This window comes from Geodermatophilus sabuli, assembly GCF_900215145.1.
Classification (GTDB): domain Bacteria; phylum Actinomycetota; class Actinomycetes; order Mycobacteriales; family Geodermatophilaceae; genus Geodermatophilus; species Geodermatophilus sabuli.
Genome location: NZ_OBDO01000006.1, coordinates 54,249 through 77,673, shown reverse-complemented (window position 1 = coordinate 77,673; position 23,425 = coordinate 54,249). Strand labels below are relative to the sequence as shown.

Below are 23,425 nucleotides of genomic sequence, written 5' to 3'. Positions count from 1 at the left end.
ATCCGATGGGCCGTCGCGGCAGCGCCCTAGACATGGCGGAGGTCCCGCCAGCCGGCGGCGATGGCCGCCTCGGTGCCGGGCCAGATGGACGGCGCCGGCGCCGGCTCGGTCCCGGCGCCGATCACCCACCGGTCCCCGGTCCAGGTCATGCGCTGGCAGTCGGCGATCGCGGTCCGCGAGGTCCGCTCCACGGTGACGGTGAGCTCGAAGTCGACGCACGCCACCGCGAAGTCCGGGCCCACGGTGCCCTTGATCATTCCCATCACCGGGCGGACCACGACGGCCAGCTGGGGAGATCCGGCGCCGGACAGGCCGGCGGCCGACAGCAGCCGGGCCATGCCGTCCACCCCGGACCACGTCGTCGGGGTGGGGCCGCCCGGGGCGGCCCACTCGGCGATCACCCGCCGCACGCCGTCCAGTGACCCGCTCTCCATCGCGGTCACGTCGATCGCCGCCAGCTGCGCCAGCGCCCCCTCCGGAGTGCGGGGAAAGCCGGTGGGCACGTCCGCCGGACCCATGCTCGTGGGGCGGGGCAGCTCGAGCCCGCCGGCGACACGGGACGACACCGGGCCGGGCAGCGCCGCCTCGGGCTCGGCGGACGGCATCGGCGCGGCCGCGAGTGCGTCCTTCTGGGACATGTCCGTGGAGGGACCCGCCTGTCGCGGTGCCTCGGTGGTGCCCGGTCCGTCCTCGGTCACCGCTTCGATCACCGCGAGAACCAGCCCGACGAACACCGCCGTTGCGACCAGAGCACCGAGCCCGAGGACGGCGAGCAGCCGGGCCGGGCCCCACTCCGGCGCACTGACGCCGTGGACGTCTCGACCGCGGCGCATCACGTGCACCCGCTGCCGGTGATCGAATCCAGGATCACCAGGATGACCGTGTAGGTGATCGCCACCATGACGACGACCGCGACTCCCATCGCCCCGTAGCGGGAGGCGTGTGGGTGGGAGAAGATCCGCCCCACCAGGATGGAGCCCAGCGATACCACGGCGCCGATCCCGATCAGCGCCAGGACTCCCCACTTCGTCCACGCCGTCACGTCGTCGGCGAACGTCTGCATTCCCGGCGGCGCCTCGGGGCAGACCGCCGCGACCACCTCCCCGCGCGCAGCGGCCACATGCCAGGTGTCCAGCAGATGCGGCCCGGCGAGAAGGGTGACGACGGCATCCACCATCTCCACCGCCATGGCCCGGGTCGTGCGTGCGCTCGTCATCGGAGGCCTCGCGCCGGGCTCGTCCGCGTCGACGGCACGCGGTGTTGCTGGTCAGGCGACGGCACGACCGGCGTCACCAGCGCGGCCAGCGACCGCCCCGCGGCCGCCACCCGCCTCGGCAACCCGTCCGCGGTCAGGCCGGCTGTCTCCAGCCGCCGGTCGACCGGAACCGGGACCACTCGCCCGCAGGACCGCAACTTGCTCAGGAGCGGTCCGGAGCTGGCCTCCACCGCCCGTGGCCAGCGGGCCGGCCCCACCGCAGCCACCAGGGCCTCGCCGCCGATGGTGCTCAAAACATGCTCGGTCTGCCGGACGGCGGGCACCGTCCCCCGAGTCACCACGACCACCCGCTCGCCGTGCCCGAATGCCCGCACGGACTCGGCCCCGAGCAGCTCAGTGGTCAGAGACCAGCCGGCATCGACGACCAACAACCGCTCCACGCCGGCTGCCTCAGGTAGCCGCGGTGGCCCTGTCTCGGCCGGACCTCCAGCAAGGCGAAGGACCTCAAGCCCACCGCGACGACCGCGCCGCCAGGGGCCGTCCGCCCCGAGCTCGATGCTCGACGCAGCCGCCAGCCCCGACAGCGCCGGCTTGGCGTACTCCACGAGCTGCACCGGTCGGCGGTACGCCAGTCCCTCGGCGATCGCCAGCGCGACCGTCGACGCGCCCGCTCCGGCATGCCCCGCCAGGACCAGCACCACGGGACCGCCGAGGTGGGCGCCGGCCCAGGGCAGACGCACGCCATCCGAGCGAGACGTCCGGGACTCAAGCGAGGCGTCCTGCCCACCTCCGCCGACGGCCGCCTCAGCTCTGCTCCGGCCGTCGAAGGCGCCGGCCCGGATCGCGAGGACGGCCGCCCTCATCACCTCGACCGTCACGGGCCGTGGCTCACCGATCCCGGTGAGATCGGCGGTCGCCGTCGACGCCGGGCACATCGGGGAACGACCCCTGGGGTACGGCGTGGTGTCGCGACCGAACGCCGCTGCAGAGAGACGCATGCCGCCGACCATGTCGACGCGGCTCCGGTCTTCCTCCAGTCGTCGAAGGCCAGCCGACTTTTCAGGTACGCAGCGGTCGCACCAGCCTTAGCTCGGGGACCCTGCAGAGCCCGCCACGCGAGCGGGCTAGGCACTCAGCCGTTTGACTCAAGGCTCACTGGAGGATCACCTGCTCAGCGACGCAACGCCCCCCCCTTGTAGGGCACCACGCGAAGACTGGCCAAGCACACCGTCTCCCGACCACGCTCCCAGCGAGGCCAGGCCGTCGGGTGCACGACCGAGCCGACACCGGCTTGGCTCCGCGAGCCCAACCGCCCCCAGCAGATCCAGCACGACCCGTAGCTCCGACCTCTGAGCAATGAGGCCCAGCCGACTCCGTAGGGACACGGACAAGACCCTCCCGAGCACATGCCGATAGGCACCGTGCGGGCGGGCGGTGGGCCCCCAACCGCCGGCTCCTGCAGATTCGATCGGCTCAAACAGCGCGCGCAGATGGTGTGGCCCAGCCGGCGCGGGGGGCAGCACCGACAAGGGCATGCCCTGCCCGCCGCGCCAAACCGTGAGGACGAAACGGATTCTTCACGACCTACTAGTGCAACTTCTGCTTAGTCGGCCACGGATTGGTGAGCAGGCAGCTTGCCGCGGCGACGAAGCGCCGCGATCAACGGATCTTCCACGAGCCCCTCCTCGGATCTGTCAACGATGGCACTTCCACGAGCCGGCGTCTGCTTGTTGACGTCCAATAGCAGGTCCGACGCCGAGACGTTGCCACCCATCGCCTCATACCTCTCGAGTAAGAGATCAAAGCCTCCCGCCGCATACTCCTCTAAGGCCCGCAATCTAGCTTCCTCCGCTGTTGCACCGTCGGCTATGACAGACAAGTCCCACTCGCCATCGCGATAGGCAAGGGAAAACGCCAACTCAAATGCGCCGGTAGCCTCCCACATGATGTTGTCCCGCACGGTTGTGCCGCCGGTGACAACTGGCCGCCGACGCCCTGCGGTCGCACCAAGGGCGGCAGCGAATGCAACTATCTGCCGCATTTCGTTGAACGGCCCAGTTCGGGCGCGTCCCGCCGTTGAGGAGACTCGACTGCTAGTGATCAGCAGATCAAGAACGCTCTGATGCCTAGGGTCGATCCGGACTGATGCCACGTCAGATCACCCGCACCGACGTGACCGCATCCTTCAACGACTCATCTATGGTCACATACGGCGCATCCTTGCCGCGCCAGCGAACTAGCTCGTTCTCGAAGATCCCCTCGGGACCCCCATCCGACGAGGTCTTCAGCTCCAATACGTACGCCTTACCGACACGATGCTCGATTCGCTCAAGGTCTTTCAGGGCAGCCTTACTGACGGTCATTACCACCTGAGTCCCCAGGTCGCCGATGGCAGTCGTGATCGTTCCTGCATACGTTTCATCGAAAGGGCTGTAAGGAGCGTCCAGGACGACCGGATAAGCATCGGCCCCAATCCGCACATTACCCATGTCGGCCAACTCTGCCTTTCGGGCCAGATTGCGATACTGTGGCGCAAGGCCAGCGACTGCGCCCAAGAACGCTAACGTGAGAGCCGTCTTCTCCGACTGAGACAAGGCCCGTGTCCGTCCATTAACAGTGGCCCGCACCGTGAAGTTGTCTGCAACCTCGAGGACGTAGGGCTTATTGATCATGCGAGAGTAAGTCGCGTTGAGGGCACGCTGGAAGTCAGTACGCCCGTACCTACGCATCGCATCGGCAATCCTGTCGAAGACACCGGCTGTATCAGCGAGCAAGGTTTGCACGACCTGCTTCTGCCGGTACTCATCCTGCCGGGAGGCCTTACGTTCATACTCGAGCTTTGCCTCGGATTCTTCACCTTCGGCATCCTCGATCAGCCGGTCGATCTGCTCGGCCTCGGTCTCAAGTTCATGCAGAGTTCTCTGTCTGGCGCGAAGTTTGGCCCGCGCCAGCGCGCCCTGGTCGGGGTCGACCTCATCCTGGTCCGCCTCGAACTCCTCAAGGGCGCGTTCAGCCTCCGCGAGCCGTGCCTTGGCTGCGATCAGTGCGTTGTCCGCCTCTGCAATCACTCGAGAGATAACCTCAGACAAACCCTCTCCGAGATCGGAAGTATCTAGGTCGAGGCGCTGCGCAAGGCGCAATGCTTGCGTGCGAGCATTACGCCCCCAAGCCGTCAACGTGCTGCGGACACTCAGGGCATTGGCGGCGATGTTGCTGTCGGTCACCGCGCCTCGTAGGTACTTCACGTGTTGATGTGCGGCTTCATCCATCTCACGTCCGCAAACGACGCACGGCATCGCTGGGTCATCAAGGATCTTGTCCAAGATGTCACTCGAGATGCTTGGCGGGATGCGACCAGCGCGCTCAGCTCTGTTGAGAGCGGCGACAGCGTCGTCCACGAAGGACGTCGCATACACGACATGCTCCATATCCCTGAAGCACTCGTTCAAGACCGCCGCGGCCTCCTCCGCCGCGACCTTTGCACCTTCTCGGTCGCCACGCAACGCGTCGCGCTGACGCATCCACTGCTCAATCGCCTGTTGATTGTTCTGTCGCTCTTCTTCCTCCGCCTCGGAGAGCGCAACAGCCGCTGCCGCTATAACGTCGGGAAGCTCGGACCTACGACGCTTGCGGCGGGAAACCACCTCCTGCGCTTCTTCCCAACGAACACGCGCCGTCTCGATGGTTTCATCGCGCAGACGAGGGGGCATGCGGAGCATCTCGGAACCTACGGCTGCGCGAAGGTTCGCCGACGCGCTGATGTAGGGATCGAATCCCAACAGGCTCTCGATTGCCTTGCGAAGGTCGATCCCGCCACCCGTTGTGCCATCGGTAATGCTCAGTGTCTGTAGCGACTCTGCCGGGAAGAAGAAGACGTCCTTCAGTGACTTGGGCAACACGTTGTAGACATCATTCAGGCTCGCATCAAGCGTCTCGCCGGCGCGCGGGCGCCCAGGCCCAGGCTTGCGCTTCACCGCAACGGTCGAGCCAGTCTCACCAGGTCGCTTTCGGCGAACTACCGTGAATTCGTCACCGTCATCGTTGAAACTTGCGCTCACCTCTACATAGGGGTCCCCTCCCCGAGCTAGGGCGAGGTCATGGATGAGCTTGTCAGGCTCATCGAAGCCTGGGGTGAAGTCTTCGTAGAGGCACCAGGTGAACGCGTTCAGCAGACCGGTCTTCCCGGAACCGTTCGGCCCCAGAAGCAGGGTCATCGGCGCTCGCTCGTCCACCGCGAACTCGATCCGCGGCTGGCTCCCGAGGAACTGCCGCCAGTTGTGCATCTGCAGCGATGTAAAGTGCACCCTTCAACCCTTCGCTGTCGGGTTCATGATCTCGATAGCCATAGCGGCATAGTCCTCAGGCGTTGAACTTTGCGGTGCGTGACGGTCACGCAACTCTCGCTTCACCACCCGCTCCATTAAACGCGCCACGTTGTCATCCAGCGTAGTGATTACTTCATCGATTTCGTCGTCGATCGTTCGGTCAGCCACGCCCGCGCCCCTCACTCCTCGTCCACTCTTCCCAAGCATCGTCCGTCAGATCCGACATCCAGGGGAAGTCCTCATCGATGAGACCACCCGCCAGAGCTCGCTCGCGTACCGCTTGCATTGCACTGTTCCGGTTCTCCGCGGCATCGGCGAGCTCGTACGCTCTTGCTAGCTCGGACGCCAGGAGCGTGCGATCGGAATCCAACATGTCGTGGTTGATGGGCGGCAGGACGAGCATGTCATGCACATCCGCGATCGTTTTTCCAGGAGACCGCCGAAGGATCCGCCCGCGACGCTGAACGAACTGTCGAGGATTCTGCGTGCTCGCCATCATGATTCCTACACGAGCTTCAGGGATGTCAACTCCCTCATCGAGGCACCGCATCGCGATCAAAGCTTGAAGCTCGCCCGACGCAAGGCGTTCCTGAAGCCGCCGGCGCTCGTCCGATGGAGTCTCCGACGTGTAGGAACTGACCCGCATCTGGAAACGGTTCCCCAGCAGGTCGGCCACCCGGCGGAGTGAGCTCTCGTGGGCGCCCCGTGCAGCCCCCTCACCGACGTAGACCAGAAGGTGTTGCGCGCTCCTGAAGTCAGGGGGGCTCGACATGATAGCGGCGAGCGCTTGCACTTTGGCTTCGGCATGAGAGACGACGTTGCTGCGCGCTCGAATGTGAGCGTCCGCATCTCGCCCGACGCCCAAAGCAGCGGCAATAAGTCGAGACAACCGCTTGTACTCAGCCGCCTCGTCAGCGGAAAGCTCGACGAAGTCAATGTGGTAGCGATAGGGGCAAAGAGCTCGATACTCGTAGATTGCTTGCTTGATGTTGATACTTAGGACCGGATCCCCGAAGTAGGCCAGCAGCCGTTCGGTTCCCTCGTCGTCATGATGTCGCTTCGGCGTGGCAGACAGACCTAGAGTAAAGGTCGGCAACGGCGGAAGCGCATCGAGGCGGTTAGGTGTGCCCAGTGAGTGCATCTCGTCGCCGATAATCATCAGGCCGCCGCGGAATTCGCGCACGACTTCTCGTAGTGCGCCGGTAAGACTGTCCGCGGTTGCGACCACCATCGCCACATAAGGCCCGGTGCGACCAGCATCAGCGCGTCTGAAGGCGTCCAGGGCGGTCTGGCGTTCGGCAGGTGATGATTGACCATCCCAACGAATTGGGCGGAAGCCAAACCTGCGCGCACGTGACAGCCATTGATCAACAAGGTCCGAGAGCGGCACCGTTACCAGGATGACCAGCGGCCGCTTCGCGGATACAGATGCGGCCACTGCCTCCACGCTCGCCGCTAGTGCGGTTTCCGTCTTGCCCGTGCCCGTGGCCATCGCGAAGGTGCCTCGCCCGCCACCTTGTATCCACGCGTCAACGGCAGCGCGCTGGTAGGGCCGAGGGCGGAAGTCTTCAGGCATGGACGGCCAACGCTCGTCCTCGGCGCTAGGTCGCTTTGCAGGCACGTCAATGTACACGACTGGGGTACGCGGAGGCCGCTCGCCAAAACGCTCCCTAAGGGCGTCGCCCAGCCAGCTCGTGGCGGTCCACGTCCAAATCTCGGGGCGCTTCTTGTTCCAGGCCGAATCAAACAGCGAACGCTCGCTAACTGCGAACTCACGCTGGCCGTCAATCCAGCTTCGGTGCAGCGGGAATGCCTCGGCGTTGAGGGTCAATCCTCCTGCGGTTTCGTTCGGCGACCCCGTGAAAGTCATCCACTCCAAGGGGTCGCCGAAGGATGTGAAGACGCCCACCTTCTTGTGGTACAGCGTAACGCGTCCGTCTGACATTACGCGGAGCGCGATCCGGACGTCGAGCAGCCCTTGAGAGACCATCCACGAAAGCAATTGAAGATTGTTCAGCTCGCTGGGTGTTTCCGGCTGCGCGAGACCATCCGCCAATGAGTCTTTTAGCAGTTGCCTCGCCGCCTCCCCTCGAACGATCGCCTCAAGATCCTCCTCGGACAGATTCTTGGGAGAGGCCAGAACCCGCATCCGGCCACCCCGCGCAACGAACGAGTCGAGCCCCGTCGAGACCAGTGCCAAGGCGTGTGAGCTGAAGAACCCCACCGCACGATCGTAAGTGTCCGCAAGTTCCAACGCAGGAACGTAGAAGTCGCGCACTAGGTCATCTTCGTCGCTTGCGTAATTCGTCTTCCACGCCCCCGAAGACAATCTCATGAACGTCTCCGACGAAGACGAGTCAGCAAGGCATTATCGTTCTCATCTGCGTCCTCTGCAGATCGGGTCAGCGCCGCGCGCTTCGGGTCCTCGCGCGGCAGCGGGGATGTTACCGACGCGGTTTCGAACAGGAAAACTTTGTCCGGCCTCGGGATGAGCCACACAGCGGTGCCTGGGAGTAGTCGACGAGTTTCGAGAACTGTCCTGAGACGGCCGATCTCCAGACGATCAGCGACGCCTGTAAGGCGCCAAATGACGCTCACCTCGCTGTCCGCGTCGGCGAGCGGAAGCCGGAAGTTGGCTCCGGGACGCAGCCCGTTGGCGTAGGCCACGTGGGGGGACAGCAGCAGGGAATAGCCCCGTAGGTGGTCCGATTTTATATCGACCCGTTCCCCCCAACCTTCGGCAAACTCACGAACGGTCCCGCTGGGGGTGAGAGGCTTGGGCACAAACCCGTAGGTGGCCGCTCGGCGCACGAAGCCCGCTTCGTCGGTCTCGAATAGAGATCCGCCGGCATACGCACGGACAGACGCCTCGGCAACCTTGAGGCGTTGAGGCAACTCACGCAGCAACGTGGTGAGCGGCACGGCGCCGCCGGCCTGGTCGATTCTATCCCTGATGGCTTCCACGATCCCTTGGTAAGGGTAATCAACGCGATCAGCGAAGTCCCAGTGCTCCTTATCGGTCCGGACGATCTCGGGAGTTTCGGTCAGGATATTGGTAATGTAGCTGGAGGTAGCGTCGACCAACTGCGCCAACTCCTGCGCTGTCATTGGAGCTGCACTGAGCCGTAGGGCAACCAATGCTCGGGCGCGACTGGTTGGAGCTGGCAACAAGCGCCCGAGGAAGATCTGAGCACCCAACTCAATCAATCTCTCTTTTCGGTGGTCCGGCGTTGAAAAGAGGCCTGGCACCCAACTGTCCACTTCTTCGATAGCTACGTCGAGGCGCCCGGAGGCAATGACGTCCCGGAGGATGGTTGGCAGACGACTCCACGGCTCAAGAGCCGAGGGGGCCAAGACCCAACTGCCGTCAAGGACGCGCTGGCCGAACCTCAGGAGGACGGGCACAGCCACCTCGCTCGGGACCATGCCCTCCGTGAGCCGGTCCGCCAGCGCCGCGACGTCGGATAGGCGGGCGACCGCGGGGAGCCACGCATCCACTGCTTCGCCCCAGATGCGAATCGACCAGTCAGAGTCGACTCTGTGCCACCATCTCGCTGCCGCCTTGACTTCGAGTTGGCTAACACGTTGCCTCGTGATCCCGAGCTCGGCGCCAACCTCGGCACCGGATCGTGGTCGGGCAGGCAACAGCCGCTCGGTTACGAGGTGCGCATCTCGTGCGGTGAGGGCATCTAAAGCGGCGAGTATCGCGTGTCCGACAGGCTTGAAGCCGAGGAAAGCAAGCGCATCGGAGAGGCTCGACCCTGCGGCGGCCGGCGGCCAATGATCAACGAGGTCGCTAAGATGCCCCGCGCCTTGGACGCCAGCGCATGCGATAACGCGGGCTAGGGCGAGGCCCACGGCATCAGCGCCGTGATCTGCATCGAACGTCGCGGGATCAAACAACAGACACTCGCCGGGTGAGCTGAAGGCGTCCGTCATAGAGCGCCGTCCGCCGGCTTGCGCTTGCCGCAACCAGCCGACCGCAGGCGATTCACCTTGATCCTGACGTTTGGCGCCCCGCCCTTCAACCACGGCGGGTCTAGGCGGCTTAGCCTGGCGACGGCTTGGCCTGCGACCTCTGGATAGCCGCTGAGCACGAGCACCATCCCGCGGAGGGCGTTTGGGTCTGCAAGGTCGTTCCGCGGTGCGGCCATGGCGGCAGTTTCAGGACGGGCCGGTCGTGAGCCTGACGGAGCCGAGCTCCGGTCGTGACGGCGGTGGACGGACCGCGCGTGCTGACATGAGAGCGCCTTTGCGACCGGCGCGCACAGCCAAGCGATCAGGAGGTGGCGTGCCATCATCGCCACGCCTTGCTCCTACTCATCGCGCCCCCGTGCTCATGGACCTCCCTGAAGGATGCCAGCGTCGACGGGCAATCGGGGCGACTGAGGCTTGCGTGTCACCCCGTTGGGCTCGTCGCCACCGTGGGACGCAGCCGCCTCAGAGCACCGCTACCTCCGCCGTTCTAACCCAGTGGCTGGCGGAGTCACCGACGACGGGTCGCCGACCCGTATCGGTCTACCAGTCGTCCAACGGCGTCAGCTGACGGTGGTTGAGTGTCGGACGAGCCTGTGCCCACGTAGACGGACGCCAGCCGAGACAAGTGTCGCCTCCCAGCCTTTGAGAGTGCCGATGCGCTCCGGATGGGCGTAGAGCCCGGCACGCGTCTCCGCATTCGTCAGTCGTTCATACCGCGAACGCTTGGGATCGTCGGGACCAAGGAATTCTTCCTTGCGGTGCAACAACGGCGGGTTGTCCGACTGGCGATAGTCCCGCCAGTCCACTGTCAGTCTTCTGAGGTGGACAGTGACTGCGCTCGCCAGCGTCGGGTGAGCGTCCCGGTCGAACGTCGGGTACGACAGGTAGGACACCTGAGGTTGGGTGACCGACAATTTGATCAAGTTGGCGTCCTGCACCATGCCGGCCAGCACGCGGGCACATCCTTCGTAGACCTGCAGCACGGGCGGTAGGTGGCCAAGGGCGCTGCGGTGGACGTAGAGGGCGCTGGGCGTCGGCTTGCCGGCCTTGGCGCTGCGGGCCGACACGAGCACCATCGCTGGGTCGCCGCAGGCCAGGAGCAGGCGGTCGGCCTGCACACAAGCCGCCTGGTAGGAGCCGAACAACGTCCGGATGTCGGCGGCCAACGTCGGTGGCAGCTGCGCAGAGCGCGGACGCTTGCTGAAGCGGGACAGCGCGATGTAGATGAGCAGTTCGGCGCGTCGCTGGATCGTGACCTGCTGCCACAGGTCCGGGCTGGTCACCTCCTGGATGAGGCGGACAGCCCGACCCACTCCGCCGACGGCCGTGCACAGGGCGGCGTTCTCCGACTCGTCCAGTTCTCCGCGCCGCGGCGGTCGCGCGTGCGCCGTCATGAAGTTGAGCAGGGGTGCGACGGTCTCGCGGTATGTCTCGTAGACGGCGTGCGGATCGACCTCGACCCGCGGCCGGTAGCTGTGGACCCGGGTGGAGAGGAAGTTCTGTGCGTCGGCGGGATCACGGAACACGTAGAAGATGCCCGGCGCGGCGGCGAGCGGGGCCACCCCGAGCACCGTTTCGATCCACGCGGCCAGCTCGGTCTGGGTGAAGAACTTCTGGAAGGTGCCGGTGCGCGTGAGCAGTCCGTCTCCCAGCGGCCGGCCGACGAGGTCGCGTGCATCCCAGGTGAGACGTGCGCTCACGATGAGCAGTCGCTTGGCCAGCGACCAGGCGTCCTGAAGGCAGGCGGCGCGCTCCACTCGATCCTCGATGACATTCACAACGTAACCGAGGTTGACCACCTCGGCCGGCGTGCGGTCGACGCCTGGGCGATGAACGGGATCCCAGCCGTCAGCTCCGAAGCCGACCGCGCGCAGGTGGCGCACATCATCACCTCGGCCACTGCCGTAGTCGAAGATGCGCTGCATCGGAGACAGCAGCTGATCACTCAGGGCGGTGGCGAGCGGCCGGGACAGGCGCGACCGCGCCATGGCCGTCCGGTGGCGGGCCACCGCCGACGTCATGCGGCCGGCGCCTCGGCGAGCGCCAGGCTGGCCAGCCCGGCGACATCCGTCACCCGGGGATCGCCGAACAGGTAGCCGATCCCTCGGTGCAGGTGCAGCCGGAACTGCTGTGCGAGGGTCTCCTCGTCCAGGCTCAAGCCATCCTGGTGGCAGCGGTAGCGCAAGAGAGCCCAGAGCGCGTCGCCGTAGTCTCCGGCGAAGACCCGCCAGGTCATCTCCACGTTGCTGTCGAGAGCCAGCTTGACCGCTGGCGGTGGCGCCGGCTCGGCCAACGACCGGCAGAGTGCCCACCGGCACAGCACGTTCCAGTGCATGATGCCGGTTCGGCGTTTCAGGGTGACCAGCTGGTCCCGCGCCGCCTGCGACAGCCGGATGTGTTCCAGAGGCATGGATCTACTCCCAGAAGTAGCCGGGTTCGACCGCCGTCGCGTTCGTTGCCGGGTCGAAGCACAGCTGATAGCGGCGGCCGATGTGTGGGGCCAGTCGGTCATAGGCGGCGTCGTCAATCTCGGTGTCGGTCGACAACAGGATCACCTGGTGGCTGGCGTACGGGAAGTAGCGCTCCAGCAGGTGGGCTCGGTGGGTGCCGTCGAGCCGACCGAGCGGCGTGTCGATGACTACCGGCAGGGGCTGCCCTGCGGCCCGGGCGAGACCCCAGAGCAGCGCGACCGCCAGTAGCTGGCGCTCCCCGGCCGAGAGCGCAGCGGCCGACACTGGGTGGCCGCCGGGACCGGTGAGCTGCACTCCGTAGGTCTTCGGGTCGATGGCGATGCGCGCGATGAGGTCGGACTTGCGCAGCAACCGGCCGAGGGCCTCCAGCACCAGCGCCCCGATGCGGTCGAGGTGCCGCTGGATGGCCGCCAAACGGAGCCGCTCCAGCGTGACCTGCACGCGGTCAACGTGGTCGACGAGCCGTCGCCCGTCGTCCGCAATCAAGCCTGCCTGGGCTGACTTGGTGAGGGCAGCCTCGTAGCTAGCGTCGGCGCGGGCCAGCTCTTGCCGCAGCGCGGCCAAGTGCTCCTCGAGCTGGACGAGCCGGGCATCTAGACGCAAGGCCTCCGCTGCGGCGGCATCCCGCTCCGCCAACAGCGGCGCCAGCGAGGCCGCGTCGGGGATGGCGACAACGACACGCTCGGCCTGATCCAGCTCCGCCCGAACCTCCGCGCGGCGCTGCACGAGTTGCTCCACGCGACGCTGCGCTGCCGGCAGCGCGGCGGTCGCGATCTGCTCGATCGACGCGACCTCCCGCAGTCCGGTGATCACTGGCACGTCAGCGGCACCGGCTCGGGTCTGGCGGTCGGCAGTGAGGTGCTGCTCAACGGAGCGGAGCGCATCGTCGGACAAGGCGACGCGCAACTGCGAGAGCAGCGCGGCATCCCGCTCCGCGAGGACGTCGGTGATGATGCGCTCTCGTGCGGCCGCCGTTTCGGCCCGGGCTTGGGCAGCCACCTGGCCTAGAAGCGTCTTGTTCAGCAGCAGCGGCGCCGCCTCGGACAGCTCGGCGCGCAGCTCGTCTTCATAGGCGACGAATTGCTTCTTCAGCACGTTCGCCCGAGCTTCGGCCGCGTCCCGCTGATCGAGCAGTTCGCCACCGGCCGCCCGGTAGCGTTCGGTCAGCTCGAAGGCGAGCTTGTCGGCCTGCTCCTTGTCCCCCCGGGCCGTCGCCACCGCGGTCGCGGCGGCCTCTTCCGCTTGCCGCGCTTCCGTCACCCTGAGCCGCCGCTCGTCGACCGTCTGACGCAGTTCCTTAGGCACGTGCTGGGCACGGTGCCGCCGCTTGATCACTGCCAGGTCGGTGCTGAGGCGGTCCACCAAGTCCAACCCGAGCAAGGCGGCCAACGCCGAGGCCAGTACCTGCCGTGACCGTTCCAGGTCGGCGAGGGCCTCGATCTGCTCGCCGTCGAAGAAGAACAAGCCAGCGATGCCGCGCGGCAGGAACGTCTCGACGTAGTCACTCCAGCTCGCGGTGAGAGCGTTGTCGTGGCGCCCGTCGACCGAGACGAGCACGATCTCGCGGATGGACTGGCCGGTGCTGCGCCAGCTGCGCCGGATCCGGTAGTGCCGCTCGCTGCCCTGCTGATGCGCGTGGAAGGCGAGCTCGATGGCGGCACCTTCGCTGTGTGGCACACCGCGGTGGATCAGGCTGCGCAGATAGTTCTCGTAGCTTCCTGTGCGGCGGCCCGACGCCTGCGCAAGGGAGCCGTACAAGGCGAGATGGATCGCCTCCAGGATGGTCGTCTTGCCAGCACCGTTGAGACCGCCGATCAGCACGACCGGCTTGTTCCGGGCGGGCGGCGTCAACTCGATGGCGTGACGGCCGGCGAAGGTGCCGACGTTGTGCAGGACGAGCTCGTCGAGGATCACCGCGTGACCTGATCCCCGAGCAGGTTGACGTAGGGGTCAGCCTCCTCACGCGGATCCGGCCCTTGCGGATCGGTCCCGGCGGCGGCCTCGTCCAGCGCCGTCCTGCGCTCGAGGGCTCGCAGCACGGCGTCGGCCTCGTCGTCGTAGAAGCCGCGGCGGAGGGCCTTCTCAATCGACTCGAACAGGCCCGACCGCCGGGCCTGGGCCCGGTGGCGCTGCTCGATGTCCAGCAGCTCGCGCACGAGCTCGAAGTGCAGCCGATCCTCGCCGGCCACCTGCTCCAAGATCGCCACCATGGCGGGGCCCAGCGGCAGGTGCTCATCGAGGGGCCGGCCCGGATACGGCGCTCCCATGGCCACTTCGTAGATGCCCGGCAGGTGGTCCTCGAACTCGTGCTTCTCGACCACCCAGAGCCGGCGAATCTCCTCCAGCTCATCGAGGGTGATGAGCTCGAGCCGCCGAACGTAGTCCGGCCCGTGCTCGCGGATCCAAGACTGCGCCTCCAGCAGCCGCTGCAGCCAGCGCTCCCGTGATGCCTGGGTGTACGGGCCGGGGATCGGCTTGTCGTTGAAGAGCTGGACGGTGCCGTTCATCCGCCGGAAGTCGCGCAGGGGCCGGTCGTCGGCCACGTCCAGCTCGTTGCGCAGCTCCAGCAGCGGCAGCATCCACTCCTTCTGCTCGTCGTTCTGGATCATCGCCGCCATCGACTTGTCCTGGTCGACCAGCGTGCAGGTCCAGCAGCCGAAGCGGCTGTCGCCGCAGCTAGGGGTGCTGGCGTCGACCACCAGCGGGCACTCGCCGTCCGCCGACGCCCCCTGATACATGGTCAGCAGTTCCTTGTTGGAGTAGCCCCAGGGGTTCTTGACCTGCATGAGGAAGGTCCAGACGTCGTCGTTGGACCAGTCCTCGACCGGGGAGTAGACGAGACAGTTGGGCAGCGAGTCGTTCGGGCTGAGCAGGTCACGGACCCGGCGCGACTCCAGGGCGGTCATCCGGTGCGACCGACCGGCCGACTCGGCCTTGCGGGTGCCGAGCACCAAGATCGCCTCACCGTGCGCCTGCACCATCTCGCGGATGAAGGTGTTCGACGGCTTGATCTTCAGCCGCTCGGTGCACCAGCGGAACTTCGGCCGGGGTGCCGGGTAGCCGCGACCGATCAGGTTGACCCAGAAGGTGTCGGCCACGGCAGGCGTCAAGCGGTGCGGCGTCAGCGGCAGCCCGGCCGTGGCAGCGGCCTCGGCCATGACCTCGAGCGAGTGCGTTACCCAGGCGGCGACGACCGGGTTCTCCACCAGCGTGTCGGTGCTGATGACGTGCACCGGCTTGGTGCGCTGCTCCGCCGGCAGCCCGGCAAGGGCCAGCCAGACCAGCTGCAGCACCGCCGTCGAATCCTTGCCACCGGAGTACCCGATCACCCACGGAACGCTGTCGGCGAGGTAGAGCTGCTGTGTCTGGCCCACCAGGGCCTCGACGGTGGCGGCGAAGCCGGACCCGTCGAAGGCGGAGCGGGGCCGGATGGGCAGGCTGCGCGTCATGCGTCTCCTCGTCGAAAGGTGTCGTCGATCTGCTGCTCCTCGGGCGGCAGCGGTAGGCCCAGGGCGCTGCGGATGGCCGCCGTCGTCAGCAGCACGTTGGCGCGGCTCTTGGAGACCTTGCCGCCGAGGACGGCGCGGCCCTCCCAGGCGGCACTCCCTCGGTGCCAGTCCAGCTGCCGCAGGCCCTTCAGGGTCTTCTGCCAGCTCGTCCGGCTCGTACTCGCCCGCAGCAGGCTGTTGCCGATGATGCCGAGGGCGTGCAGGACGATGCCGTGGCTGTGGATGAAGTCGCGGCGGATCTCACCGGCGCTCAGCTCGCGCTGCCGCACCATCGTCCACTCCGGGAACTGCTCGGCGACCACCTCCCAGTAGGCCGTCGCCAGGTCGACCCGCCGCTCCAGCGAATCGGGTTCGATGTCCTCGAGCAGCGCACGGTTGGCGTTGTAGAAGGCCGACAGGGTGAACAGCTTGCGAGACCGGGCCGACAGGTTGCTCGTCTCGGTCTCAGTCAGGTCGTTGAACAGGTCCGACCGGAACACGACCAGCCGCGAAATGGCCGACATCTCGTCGCGGTGGTCGTAGAGCACGCCGATCGACTTGGCCGGCCGGATGGCGTGGCGGTTGAGGTCGGCGAACATCTGTTGGGAGCGCTCCAGCCCGATGTCCAGAAACATGACGATGGCGATGCTCTCGTCCCCGAGTTCCGGGTTTTCGGCCAGCGCCTGTTGAATGCCGGCCCGGCGGTGCTGCCCGTCGTTGATGACGAACTTGGCTTCCATCGGGATGGTCAGGGTGCCGAGCCGCTCGCCGCCGCGGCCGTCGGCGTCGAAGGCCTCGAAGCGAACGTCGGCGTTGACCGACGCGGTGAGGGCTGAGAAGACGTAGCTGGTCGGGTTGTCCAGGATGTAGCGGGCGATCTCGGGGACTCGCGCCTTGTTGAGGGTGCGTTGCGCGCGCAGCTCCGGCGTCAGCTCCTCCTCGTCGAAGACGAACAGCCGGGGAATGAGGCGCAGGGGGCACATCGTGACGTAGTACTCGCGGCCGGCTTGGATGCCCCGGATCGCCGGGAAGACGTACTCGAAGGCGGACGCCCGCGTCCTGGCGGGGGCCGCGGGACTGACACGCGGTGCGGCCATGCCCGTCTGTCTACGCTCCTGATGTACGGATCGCAAGTTCCGTACAGAGGGCCTGTCGTGTCCTAACACCTGTCGTCCCGTTGCCGTACCTTGCGACCTATGAGGACGGTAGAGGCGAGCACTGACAGGACCGCGCACCGGCTCGCGCCGGGCGACCACGGTCGCCCCGTCTACCTCGACTGCAACGCCACCACGCCGGTCGAGCCGGCGGTTCTTGCCGAGGTGATGCACTACCTGAGCGAGGAGTACGGAAACGCCGGCAGCCGGACCCACACCTACGGCCAGGCTGCGAAGGAGCGCGTCCAGCAGGCGCGGGTGGAGCTAGCGGCCGTTGTCGGCGCTCAGCCCGAAGAGGTGATCCTCACGAGCGGTGCCACCGAGAGCAACAACCTGGCCATCCTCGGGCTGGCCGCACACGGTGAGCGCACTGGCCGCCGGCACATCATCAGCACGCAGATCGAGCACAAGGCCGTCCTCGAGCCGCTGGAGGCGCTCGGCGCTCGCGGCTTCGACATCACCCTGCTCCCACCGGTCGCAGGCGGGTGGATTGAAGCCGAGGCGGTGGCAGCCGCCCTGCGCCCAGACACACTGCTGGTGTCCGTCATGGCGGCGAACAACGAGACCGGCGTCATACAGCCGATCGACGAGATCGCCTCGACTCTCGCTGGCCACGAGGCCTTCTTCCACGTCGACGCGGCGCAGGCGTTCGGCAAGGTGATCAACCCTCTGCGCAACCGCCGGATGGATCTCATCTCCGCATCCGGGCACAAGCTGTACGCCCCCAAGGGCGTCGGCGCCCTGGTCGCCCGCCGGCGCGGGTTCACGCGACCCCCACTCACGCCCCTGATGTACGGCGGCGGCCAAGAACGAGGTCTGCGACCTGGCACGCTGCCGGTGGCCTTGATCGCCGGCTTGGGCACCGCCGCTCGACTGGCCCTGCAGCAACATGAGCAGCGCACGGCGCACAACGAGGCCCTCAAGCGAGACGCCGTGGAGACGCTTGCGTCACTCGGTGCGTCCTTCAACGGTGACCCCGACCGCAGCCTGCCTAATGCCATCAATTTCTCGATGCCCGAGATCGACTCGGAAGCAGCCATCGTTGCCTTGAGGGACCTCGTGGCCCTATCGAACGGTTCGGCGTGCACCGCCCAGAGTTACAAGCCGAGCCATGTACTGACCGCCGCTGGGTATTCAGACCAGCGCATCGCGGGCGCGATTCGCTTGTCCTGGTGTCACATGACAGGAGCAATCCCTTGGCCGCAGATCGTTGACCGTCTCAAGCAACTCAGAATTGCAGGTGATTGACCTAGGGGTTATCCGAGCCGCTGCAGGTTTGACGGAGCCACAGGGGCGGGGCGATCGCGGCGGCAACCAGGCCGAACCGGATCGCCAATCCGACTTCTCCTTGCTTTCGATGATCTCCATCGGAGGCGTGCCCGCACCCGCGCAGGGCCCTTGCGACACCCGATCTTGGCTCGGCCTGACACCGTGCGCCGTCCGACCTCGCGCGTTGCTCGCGCGTTGCACGGTCGACCGCTCCCCTGGCCCCGTCAAGAGGCCTTGGGCACAAGCGCGGAAGGTCAGCCAACAGCACGCTGTGCGTGCTTGGGCTCAATCAGAGCCGGGTGCCGCGCCGGCCGGGACCGGGACGGCCGCGTACCCGCCCGGAGTGGGTGTTCGGCGACAAGACTCACTCCAGCCGCGGAGATGGGACCTACCTGCGCCGTCGAGGTCTCCCGTAGACCGTCCCGGACAAGGCCGACCCGCAGGCCATCGGCGAAGAAGGGCTCCGGTGGCCGCCGCCCGCTGACCATCAACTTGGACCGCTAACTGTCGCTACGGAATCCTCCCGTCCGCTAGGGCGCTACCGTGCAGATCGCCTACTTCGATATCTGGCTTTGCGACTCATCGAACACTGCACGGCCGGGAGATCATCAGCGCGCATTCGTCGTCCTCACCACGGCGGCCAGCGTCGATCTGGTCGAACAAGTCAACACGGACGGCAACAGCAGGCGGCCGGGGGCGCCGCATCTCCGGCGATAGTCGATCCGCTGCAAGTCACGCGGATTAGTACGACGGCGTCGTCTTGCCAGCAGGTGCTATTACGGAGCGCGATCGAGGTACTGACGGCGAGCGCGGTTGATGGCCTCGGCGGTGCTGAGCGGTAGGTCCATCTCGTCGTCGCCGTCGTGGACATCGATGATGCGTGCGACGTAGGTCTCGGCTTCGGCCGGGTTACCTCCGCGGTAGGCGACCCCCATGGCGTCGAGCAGGACCCTCTGGTCGTCGGGCGCAACCAGGAGCGCGGTGGCGCTAGCGGTTCGGGCGGCGTTCAGGTCGTCGTCGGCGAGAGCTGCCGTGACGACCTGGTGGGCGACATCGCAGATCCCCGCGGTGAGGGACAGGTCCAGGCCGCCCAGCCACTCGTAGCCCGTAGGACGCTGGGCGAAGGGCGGCCCGGACACCAGCTCCAGCGCGGCCAGCAGGTCGGGCATGCCGTCGCTACCGCGCACGCCGGCACGGGCACGCAGCTGGCGAAAGAGGTCGGCGTCGACGAGGACGTTGGTCAGCGCGTAGGGGCCGCGGTGGCCGGAGCTGAGGTGCTTCTCGCCGGTGGTCGGGTCGGTGCCGAGCCAGGCTCGGGCGCCGGCGGTAATCCGGTGCACGTAGGCGCGAGCGCTGACCGGGTCGGTTCTGCCACCACGCGCGGGCTGCAGAGCGGTGGCAGCTTCATCGACGGTTGCGCCGTGAGGACGCGTGGCGAGGTAGGCGATCGCCTCCTCGTAGCGGCGGCGCAGCCCGGACCGGGCGGCGGCCTGCTCGTCGCCGTGCGCGCGCAGGGTGACGGGGCCGAGCAGGGTCAGACGAGGGCGTGTGCAGTCGGGATCCCCCCAGTCGGCGAGGTCGCGGTCGAGCGGCTCAAGATCGTCCTCGATCCGCTTCTGCAGCTCGGGCGCCCGGCTGTGGTCAACCGCCGCTGCATACTCGCCCGCGGTGGGCGCGGGGCACGCTGCCCGATCGACCGGCTGCGGCGTGCAGTCGGGGGCGACGGCCGCCGACGAGCGGCGTCGGGGCGGCCGGGGTGCGGGGACGTGCGTGGGTGGCTCGCTCTCGTCGAGCTGAAGCACATCGCCGCGCAGAGCGCCAGCGGCGTCGGTGTGTACCTGCCAGGGCCGGTTGCCGTCGGCTGCAGGGATGGGTTGGTCTGCGGTGTCGCGCTCGAAGGCCAGCAGGATGGCGATGTCGCGGGCCTGCTGGGCGGTCAGCTGCGGCGCCGGCAGCCGCAGGTCCAGTGCCGGTAGCAGGAGGGACCCATCGTCGTCGAGCGTGAGCAGCCACTCGTCGATCTCCTGCTTCGAGTCGGCGCCTAGGACGACGACGATCGGGCTGCGATGCTTCCGTCCTTCCAACGTGGTGGCCGCTTTGGCGAGGGCATCGTCGTCGTCCGCCACGAGGGGGGCGAGGACGACGTGCGGCATCCAGCCGGTTCCGGTCGCCGCGTGCAGCCGCCCCTGCAGGGTGTCTTCGCCGTCGCGTTCGATGACGTCCTTGAGCGCGGGCTGCAGGTCGGCGTCGGAGGGAACGTCGGCCGGGTGGATCCGTTCCGGGGCGAGGTCGACCAGCTCCTGGCCGAACCCGACGGTGGTGACCGTGAGCAGGTCCGACCACGCGTTGACGCCGAGCTCAGCGGCCAGGTGCCGGGCGAAGTCCTCACAGCGGTCGGCCGGGCCGGTCAGGCGAAGCACGCCGATGCGTTCCAAATCCAGCAGCCAGCGTCGTCCGTCGTCGCTGCCGATGGTGACGAGCGTCGGGTACGGCGCCAGGCGGGCACGGGCCACGTCGATGTCGAAGCCCATGTCGTCGCTCAGCTCGAGGGACCACCAGCGGCCCGTCTCGTCGGCGGTCCAGGGGGCGGGCGGTGGTCGGTCCGCGGCGGTGTGCAGCCGTAGTCCCAGCCGCTGGCCGTCGAGCCGGGCGGCGACGACGTCGGGAAGCGCCCCGTCGGGGTCCTGGGAGACCAGCACCGCAAGGCCGCGGAGTGCCCGATCGAGCACGGCGTAGTCGGCCCGGCCGGCGTCGGCGGCGGTGGTCACGGCCGTCTGCGTGGCGGACAGCTCGGCCGGCAGGGGCGCCAGCCTGCGCCCGGGGCGGCGGTGACGCAGGCGCCGGCGGCGATGGGCGAGCCAGACGGCGCCCAGGCCGGCGGCGAGCAGGGCTCCGCTGCCGCTCAACACGATCGCCAGGTCGGACGGGGACTCCTGGGCGGCGTCGGCCTCCCCGGCGGCCGCGGCCGAGTCAGCATCGGACGGGCTCTCCGTCGCGGGCGACGTCGGTGACGCCGGCGGCGACTCGGTCGGCGCGCCGGAGCCGTCCTCGTGCGGCGGCCCCGGCGCCGGTGGCTCGGGCCCGGTTGGCGGGATGGGCACGGGGGCCGGCGGATCGGTCGGCGGCAGGTCGAGGACCTGGCCGGGGCGGATCAGATCGGGGTCGGTGAACCGGCCGCCGCCAGGCACGGGTTCGCGGGCGTTCAGGTCGAAGATCGGCTGCCAGCTGTCCAAGCCGTGCTGCTCGGCGATATCGACGAGGGTGTCCCCGGGCTGCACGACCACCTCATCGGCGGCCGGCTCCGGGGCGGGGAGCGTGGCATCGGGCGGGAGGACGAGGACCCAGCCGGCGCGGACGAGTCCAGGGTCTGTGAGCGCGCCGCCGTCGGGCTGGGGGCGGCCGCGGTTGAGGTCGAGGATCTCCTCGAAGCGGGCCCAGTCCCCCAGGTAGCGGGCGGCGATGCGGCCGAGGGTGTCGCGGGGCTGCACCGTGTAGGCGGGCCCGGCCGCGGCGGGCGCGGCCCGCTGGGTCTCCGGTGCCGGGGCGGGTGCCCGCGGAGCCTCCTCGGCCGGCTGCTCGGCGACGACCGGTGGGCCGGCGAGCGCGGGGGCGACGAGCAGCGGTGCTCCGCCGGCACCGACGACGGCGGCCACCAGCAGGCCGGCCAGCTGCTGGGGGGCCGCGAGCCCGGGCAGCCGGAGCGGCGGGCGGCCGCGCAGCTGGGTGACGAGTTCGACGGCCACGGACAGGGCGAACACCGCCCACGCGGCCCAGCCGAGCACGACGAGGAGCCCGAGGAAGACCGCGCCGGTGTCCGGACCGCTCAGGGCCGCGGTGACCTGCGCCCAGGACGGCGGCTCGTCGGGCAGGTAGCCGCCGCCCACCCTCCACAGCGCGGCCGGCACGCCGACGACTCCGGTCGCGAGGAGGGCGGCGGCGAATAGGCGGCGCAGCGGATCGAGGGTCCGCGGTGGCGCGGTCATGGGCCGGCTCCCCCGTTCTGGTCGGTGATCAGGTCGGCGGTGCCGGTGCCCTCCACGGTCAGGGAGGTGATGCCGATGAGGCCGAGGAAGGTGGTGGGCTCGGTGATCGTGGTGGTCACCCGCAGGGTGTCGCCGTCGACGACGGTCACGGCGCCGGTCACGTCGTTGCGGGCGAGGTAGTCCCGCGCCGCGGCGGCCGCCGCGGCCGGGTCTACCTGCACTCGTCCGGCGAGGGCGGCGGGAACGTCGAGGGCCTGCCCGCCGGCGCGGGCGGCCTCGTCGGCGATGGCGTTCGCGCGCTGGGTGGCGGCCACCTTGGCGCCGCCGTCGACGGCCAGGCCGATGATCAGCAGCAGGCCGGGAACGAGGACGGCGAGGAAGACGCCGATCGCCCCCCGCTCGTGGTGCGGCGGATGGAGGCCGGTTCGCGGGGTCATCGTTCGCGGTAGGCGTCGACGGGGCTGGTGAAGGTGGCCCCGACGGTGACCGCGCCGGGCAGGCCGGGGGCCAGCAGGTCGACCAGGCCGACGACGCAGGCGATGGTGACGGTGACGTCGCCGGGCTGGCCGGGCGGCGCGGCGAAGCCGGCGGTGTCTACGTCGACGGAAACCTGCTGGCAGCGCAGGTCCTGCGCGGCCAGGGTCTGCTGCGCCTGCGCGCCGGCCAGGGCGGCGGCGGTGCCGGCGTCCCGGGCGAGGGAGGCCTCCCGGGCGGCGGCGCGGGCGGCCTCGGCGACGGCGGCCTCGGCGACCACGGTGCGTCCTGCGAGAACGGCGAAGGACAGCAGCAGGAGCAGCGCCGGGGCCAGCAGCGCCAGCTCGACCGACACCGAGCCCCGCTCCCCTCCCCCGGCGCTCATGGGGTGGGCCGTTCGACGGGGCCGACGGCGGTCTGGCTCACCGACCAGCCGGACAGGCCGGGGAACAGGCTGAGCGAGGTGCCCGTGACGGTCACCGCGATGCTGGTCGGCGAGCCGCTCACGCTCACGTCCCGGCCGGTGAGCAGGTCGGAGGCGGCCTGGTCGAGGAAGCCCTCGGCGGCCGACGCGGCGCGCGCGGCCGAGGCGGGCTGCACCCGGCCCTCCCGGGCGCCCTCCTGCGCGGCCCCGAGCGCGATGGAGCGGGCGTAGAACCACAGCGCCGCCTGGATCAGCGTCATCACCAGCAGGAGCACCACGGGAAAGGTGACGGCCAGCTCCACCGACGCCGCGCCGCGCTCCCCCGACCGGCACCTGGCCACCCGAGACCCGGCCGCGCCGCCACGGTCAGGGCCGGGCCGGGGCGGCGGGGTCGGACCGCGCGGGCGGGCGGGGCGGGCCACGGCGCGGCTACTGGATCTGGGCCGAGCGCGAGGTCACGGCGTTGGCGATCACCACGACCAGGGCCACGGCGATGCCGACCAGCGCCACGGTGATAATCACCTGCTCCACCGAGACCGAGCCCCGCTCCGGCGCCGCGCGGAGCGCGCGCAGCCGGTCCCGCAGCGCCGCCCCGAAGGGGGTGAGGGTAGCGATCAGCGATGTCATCGGGGTGTCCTTCCGA

Annotated in this window: 20 protein-coding genes and 1 pseudogene; 3 read left to right on the top strand and 18 right to left on the bottom strand. The window is 68.4% G+C overall.

The window, feature by feature from the left end; translation table 11 throughout:
* Positions 1–26 precede the first annotated feature (26 nt).
* The 13 genes from CRP39_RS14615 to dndB form a co-directional block, all read right to left on the bottom strand.
* Positions 27–833: a hypothetical protein gene (locus CRP39_RS14615; protein ID WP_097207325.1), complete on the bottom strand. Its 807-nt coding sequence runs from the start codon at positions 831–833 to the stop codon at positions 27–29.
* On the bottom strand, positions 833–1,189 hold the full coding sequence (locus tag CRP39_RS14610; RefSeq protein ID WP_097207324.1) for a hypothetical protein: 357 nt from the start codon (positions 1,187–1,189) through the stop codon (positions 833–835). Before CRP39_RS14610 ends, CRP39_RS14615 begins: the two co-directional genes overlap by 1 nt.
* 23 nt (positions 1,190–1,212) lie before the next feature.
* A complete protein-coding gene (locus CRP39_RS14605; protein WP_245853880.1) occupies positions 1,213–1,956 on the bottom strand; it encodes a hypothetical protein in 744 nt (247 codons plus the stop codon).
* 863 nt (positions 1,957–2,819) lie between these two features.
* Positions 2,820–3,176: a hypothetical protein gene (locus tag CRP39_RS14600; RefSeq protein ID WP_143426647.1), complete on the bottom strand. Its 357-nt coding sequence runs from the start codon at positions 3,174–3,176 to the stop codon at positions 2,820–2,822.
* Between the two features lie 193 nt (positions 3,177–3,369).
* The gene (locus CRP39_RS14595; RefSeq protein ID WP_143426646.1) at positions 3,370–5,499 is read right to left on the bottom strand and encodes an AAA family ATPase; all 2,130 of its coding nucleotides are present in this window, start codon (positions 5,497–5,499) and stop codon (positions 3,370–3,372) included.
* 24 nt (positions 5,500–5,523) lie between these two features.
* A complete protein-coding gene (locus tag CRP39_RS14590) occupies positions 5,524–5,709 on the bottom strand; it encodes a hypothetical protein (protein WP_143426645.1) in 186 nt (61 codons plus the stop codon).
* The gene (locus CRP39_RS14585; protein WP_172442447.1) at positions 5,702–7,819 is read right to left on the bottom strand and encodes a helicase-related protein; all 2,118 of its coding nucleotides are present in this window, start codon (positions 7,817–7,819) and stop codon (positions 5,702–5,704) included. Before CRP39_RS14585 ends, CRP39_RS14590 begins: the two co-directional genes overlap by 8 nt.
* A 53-nt stretch (positions 7,820–7,872) precedes the next feature.
* Positions 7,873–9,480 carry a sigma factor-like helix-turn-helix DNA-binding protein gene (locus CRP39_RS14580; protein WP_097207115.1) on the bottom strand — a complete coding sequence of 536 codons (1,608 nt, stop codon included), beginning with the start codon at positions 9,478–9,480 and terminating at the stop codon, positions 7,873–7,875.
* A 599-nt stretch (positions 9,481–10,079) separates the two neighbouring features.
* Positions 10,080–11,540 carry a DNA phosphorothioation-associated putative methyltransferase gene (locus CRP39_RS14575; RefSeq protein ID WP_097207114.1) on the bottom strand — a complete coding sequence of 487 codons (1,461 nt, stop codon included), beginning with the start codon at positions 11,538–11,540 and terminating at the stop codon, positions 10,080–10,082.
* Positions 11,537–11,929, bottom strand: coding sequence for a DNA sulfur modification protein DndE (gene dndE / locus CRP39_RS14570; RefSeq protein WP_097207113.1), 393 nt, complete (start codon positions 11,927–11,929; stop codon positions 11,537–11,539). Before dndE ends, CRP39_RS14575 begins: the two co-directional genes overlap by 4 nt.
* Before the next feature lie 4 nt (positions 11,930–11,933).
* Positions 11,934–13,904, bottom strand: a complete 1,971-nt coding sequence (gene dndD / locus CRP39_RS14565; protein ID WP_097207112.1) for a DNA sulfur modification protein DndD — start codon at positions 13,902–13,904, stop codon at positions 11,934–11,936.
* On the bottom strand, positions 13,901–15,439 hold the full coding sequence (dndC, locus tag CRP39_RS14560) for a DNA phosphorothioation system sulfurtransferase DndC (protein ID WP_097207111.1): 1,539 nt from the start codon (positions 15,437–15,439) through the stop codon (positions 13,901–13,903). The genes dndD and dndC overlap by 4 nt, the downstream gene beginning before the upstream one ends.
* Positions 15,436–16,575 carry a DNA sulfur modification protein DndB gene (gene dndB / locus CRP39_RS14555; protein WP_097207110.1) on the bottom strand — a complete coding sequence of 380 codons (1,140 nt, stop codon included), beginning with the start codon at positions 16,573–16,575 and terminating at the stop codon, positions 15,436–15,438. Before dndB ends, dndC begins: the two co-directional genes overlap by 4 nt.
* A gap of 99 nt (positions 16,576–16,674) precedes the next feature.
* Between dndB and dndA the strand changes: the two genes are divergently transcribed.
* From dndA to CRP39_RS26855, 3 genes and pseudogenes are all read left to right on the top strand, one after another.
* A complete protein-coding gene (dndA, locus tag CRP39_RS14550) occupies positions 16,675–17,880 on the top strand; it encodes a cysteine desulfurase DndA (protein ID WP_097207109.1) in 1,206 nt (401 codons plus the stop codon).
* 326 nt (positions 17,881–18,206) lie between these two features.
* Positions 18,207–18,311, top strand: a pseudogene (locus CRP39_RS28360) (IS5/IS1182 family transposase); the annotation flags it as partial.
* Between the two features lie 133 nt (positions 18,312–18,444).
* Positions 18,445–18,618, top strand: a complete 174-nt coding sequence (locus CRP39_RS26855) for a hypothetical protein (RefSeq protein ID WP_172442446.1) — start codon at positions 18,445–18,447, stop codon at positions 18,616–18,618.
* A gap of 59 nt (positions 18,619–18,677) precedes the next feature.
* Here CRP39_RS26855 and CRP39_RS14545 read toward each other — a convergent pair whose 3' ends face one another.
* The 5 genes from CRP39_RS14545 to CRP39_RS14525 form a co-directional block, all read right to left on the bottom strand.
* On the bottom strand, positions 18,678–21,884 hold the full coding sequence (locus CRP39_RS14545; RefSeq protein WP_097207108.1) for a LysM peptidoglycan-binding domain-containing protein: 3,207 nt from the start codon (positions 21,882–21,884) through the stop codon (positions 18,678–18,680).
* Complete coding sequence (locus CRP39_RS14540) at positions 21,881–22,321, bottom strand: TadE/TadG family type IV pilus assembly protein (RefSeq protein ID WP_097207107.1); 441 nt, start codon at positions 22,319–22,321, stop codon at positions 21,881–21,883. The genes CRP39_RS14545 and CRP39_RS14540 overlap by 4 nt, the downstream gene beginning before the upstream one ends.
* On the bottom strand, positions 22,318–22,743 hold the full coding sequence (locus CRP39_RS14535; RefSeq protein ID WP_097207106.1) for a TadE/TadG family type IV pilus assembly protein: 426 nt from the start codon (positions 22,741–22,743) through the stop codon (positions 22,318–22,320). The genes CRP39_RS14540 and CRP39_RS14535 overlap by 4 nt, the downstream gene beginning before the upstream one ends.
* Complete coding sequence (locus tag CRP39_RS14530; RefSeq protein WP_245853879.1) at positions 22,740–23,123, bottom strand: TadE family protein; 384 nt, start codon at positions 23,121–23,123, stop codon at positions 22,740–22,742. The genes CRP39_RS14535 and CRP39_RS14530 overlap by 4 nt, the downstream gene beginning before the upstream one ends.
* A gap of 88 nt (positions 23,124–23,211) precedes the next feature.
* Positions 23,212–23,409 (bottom strand): hypothetical protein, encoded by a 198-nt coding sequence (locus CRP39_RS14525; RefSeq protein WP_097207104.1) that lies wholly within the window; start codon positions 23,407–23,409, stop codon positions 23,212–23,214.
* Between the last annotated feature and the right edge of the window lie 16 nt (positions 23,410–23,425).

What these genes read in the sequence shown, in the direction of transcription:
- CRP39_RS14615 (WP_097207325.1), bottom strand. Translation starts at nt 833, where the DNA reads ATGCGCCGCGGTCGAGACGTCCACGGCGTCAGTGCGCCGGAGTGGGGC.
- CRP39_RS14610 (WP_097207324.1), bottom strand. Translation starts at nt 1,189, where the DNA reads ATGGCGGTGGAGATGGTGGATGCCGTCGTCACCCTTCTCGCCGGGCCG.
- CRP39_RS14595 (WP_143426646.1), bottom strand. Translation starts at nt 5,499, where the DNA reads ATGCACAACTGGCGGCAGTTCCTCGGGAGCCAGCCGCGGATCGAGTTC.
- CRP39_RS14580 (WP_097207115.1), bottom strand. Translation starts at nt 9,480, where the DNA reads ATGACGGACGCCTTCAGCTCACCCGGCGAGTGTCTGTTGTTTGATCCC.
- CRP39_RS14575 (WP_097207114.1), bottom strand. Translation starts at nt 11,540, where the DNA reads ATGACGTCGGCGGTGGCCCGCCACCGGACGGCCATGGCGCGGTCGCGC.
- dndE (WP_097207113.1), bottom strand. Translation starts at nt 11,929, where the DNA reads ATGCCTCTGGAACACATCCGGCTGTCGCAGGCGGCGCGGGACCAGCTG.
- dndC (WP_097207111.1), bottom strand. Translation starts at nt 15,439, where the DNA reads ATGACGCGCAGCCTGCCCATCCGGCCCCGCTCCGCCTTCGACGGGTCC.
- dndB (WP_097207110.1), bottom strand. Translation starts at nt 16,575, where the DNA reads ATGGCCGCACCGCGTGTCAGTCCCGCGGCCCCCGCCAGGACGCGGGCG.
- dndA (WP_097207109.1), top strand. Translation starts at nt 16,675, where the DNA reads ATGAGGACGGTAGAGGCGAGCACTGACAGGACCGCGCACCGGCTCGCG.
- CRP39_RS14545 (WP_097207108.1), bottom strand. Translation starts at nt 21,884, where the DNA reads ATGACCGCGCCACCGCGGACCCTCGATCCGCTGCGCCGCCTATTCGCC.
- CRP39_RS14540 (WP_097207107.1), bottom strand. Translation starts at nt 22,321, where the DNA reads ATGACCCCGCGAACCGGCCTCCATCCGCCGCACCACGAGCGGGGGGCG.
- CRP39_RS14535 (WP_097207106.1), bottom strand. Translation starts at nt 22,743, where the DNA reads ATGAGCGCCGGGGGAGGGGAGCGGGGCTCGGTGTCGGTCGAGCTGGCG.
- CRP39_RS14525 (WP_097207104.1), bottom strand. Translation starts at nt 23,409, where the DNA reads ATGACATCGCTGATCGCTACCCTCACCCCCTTCGGGGCGGCGCTGCGG.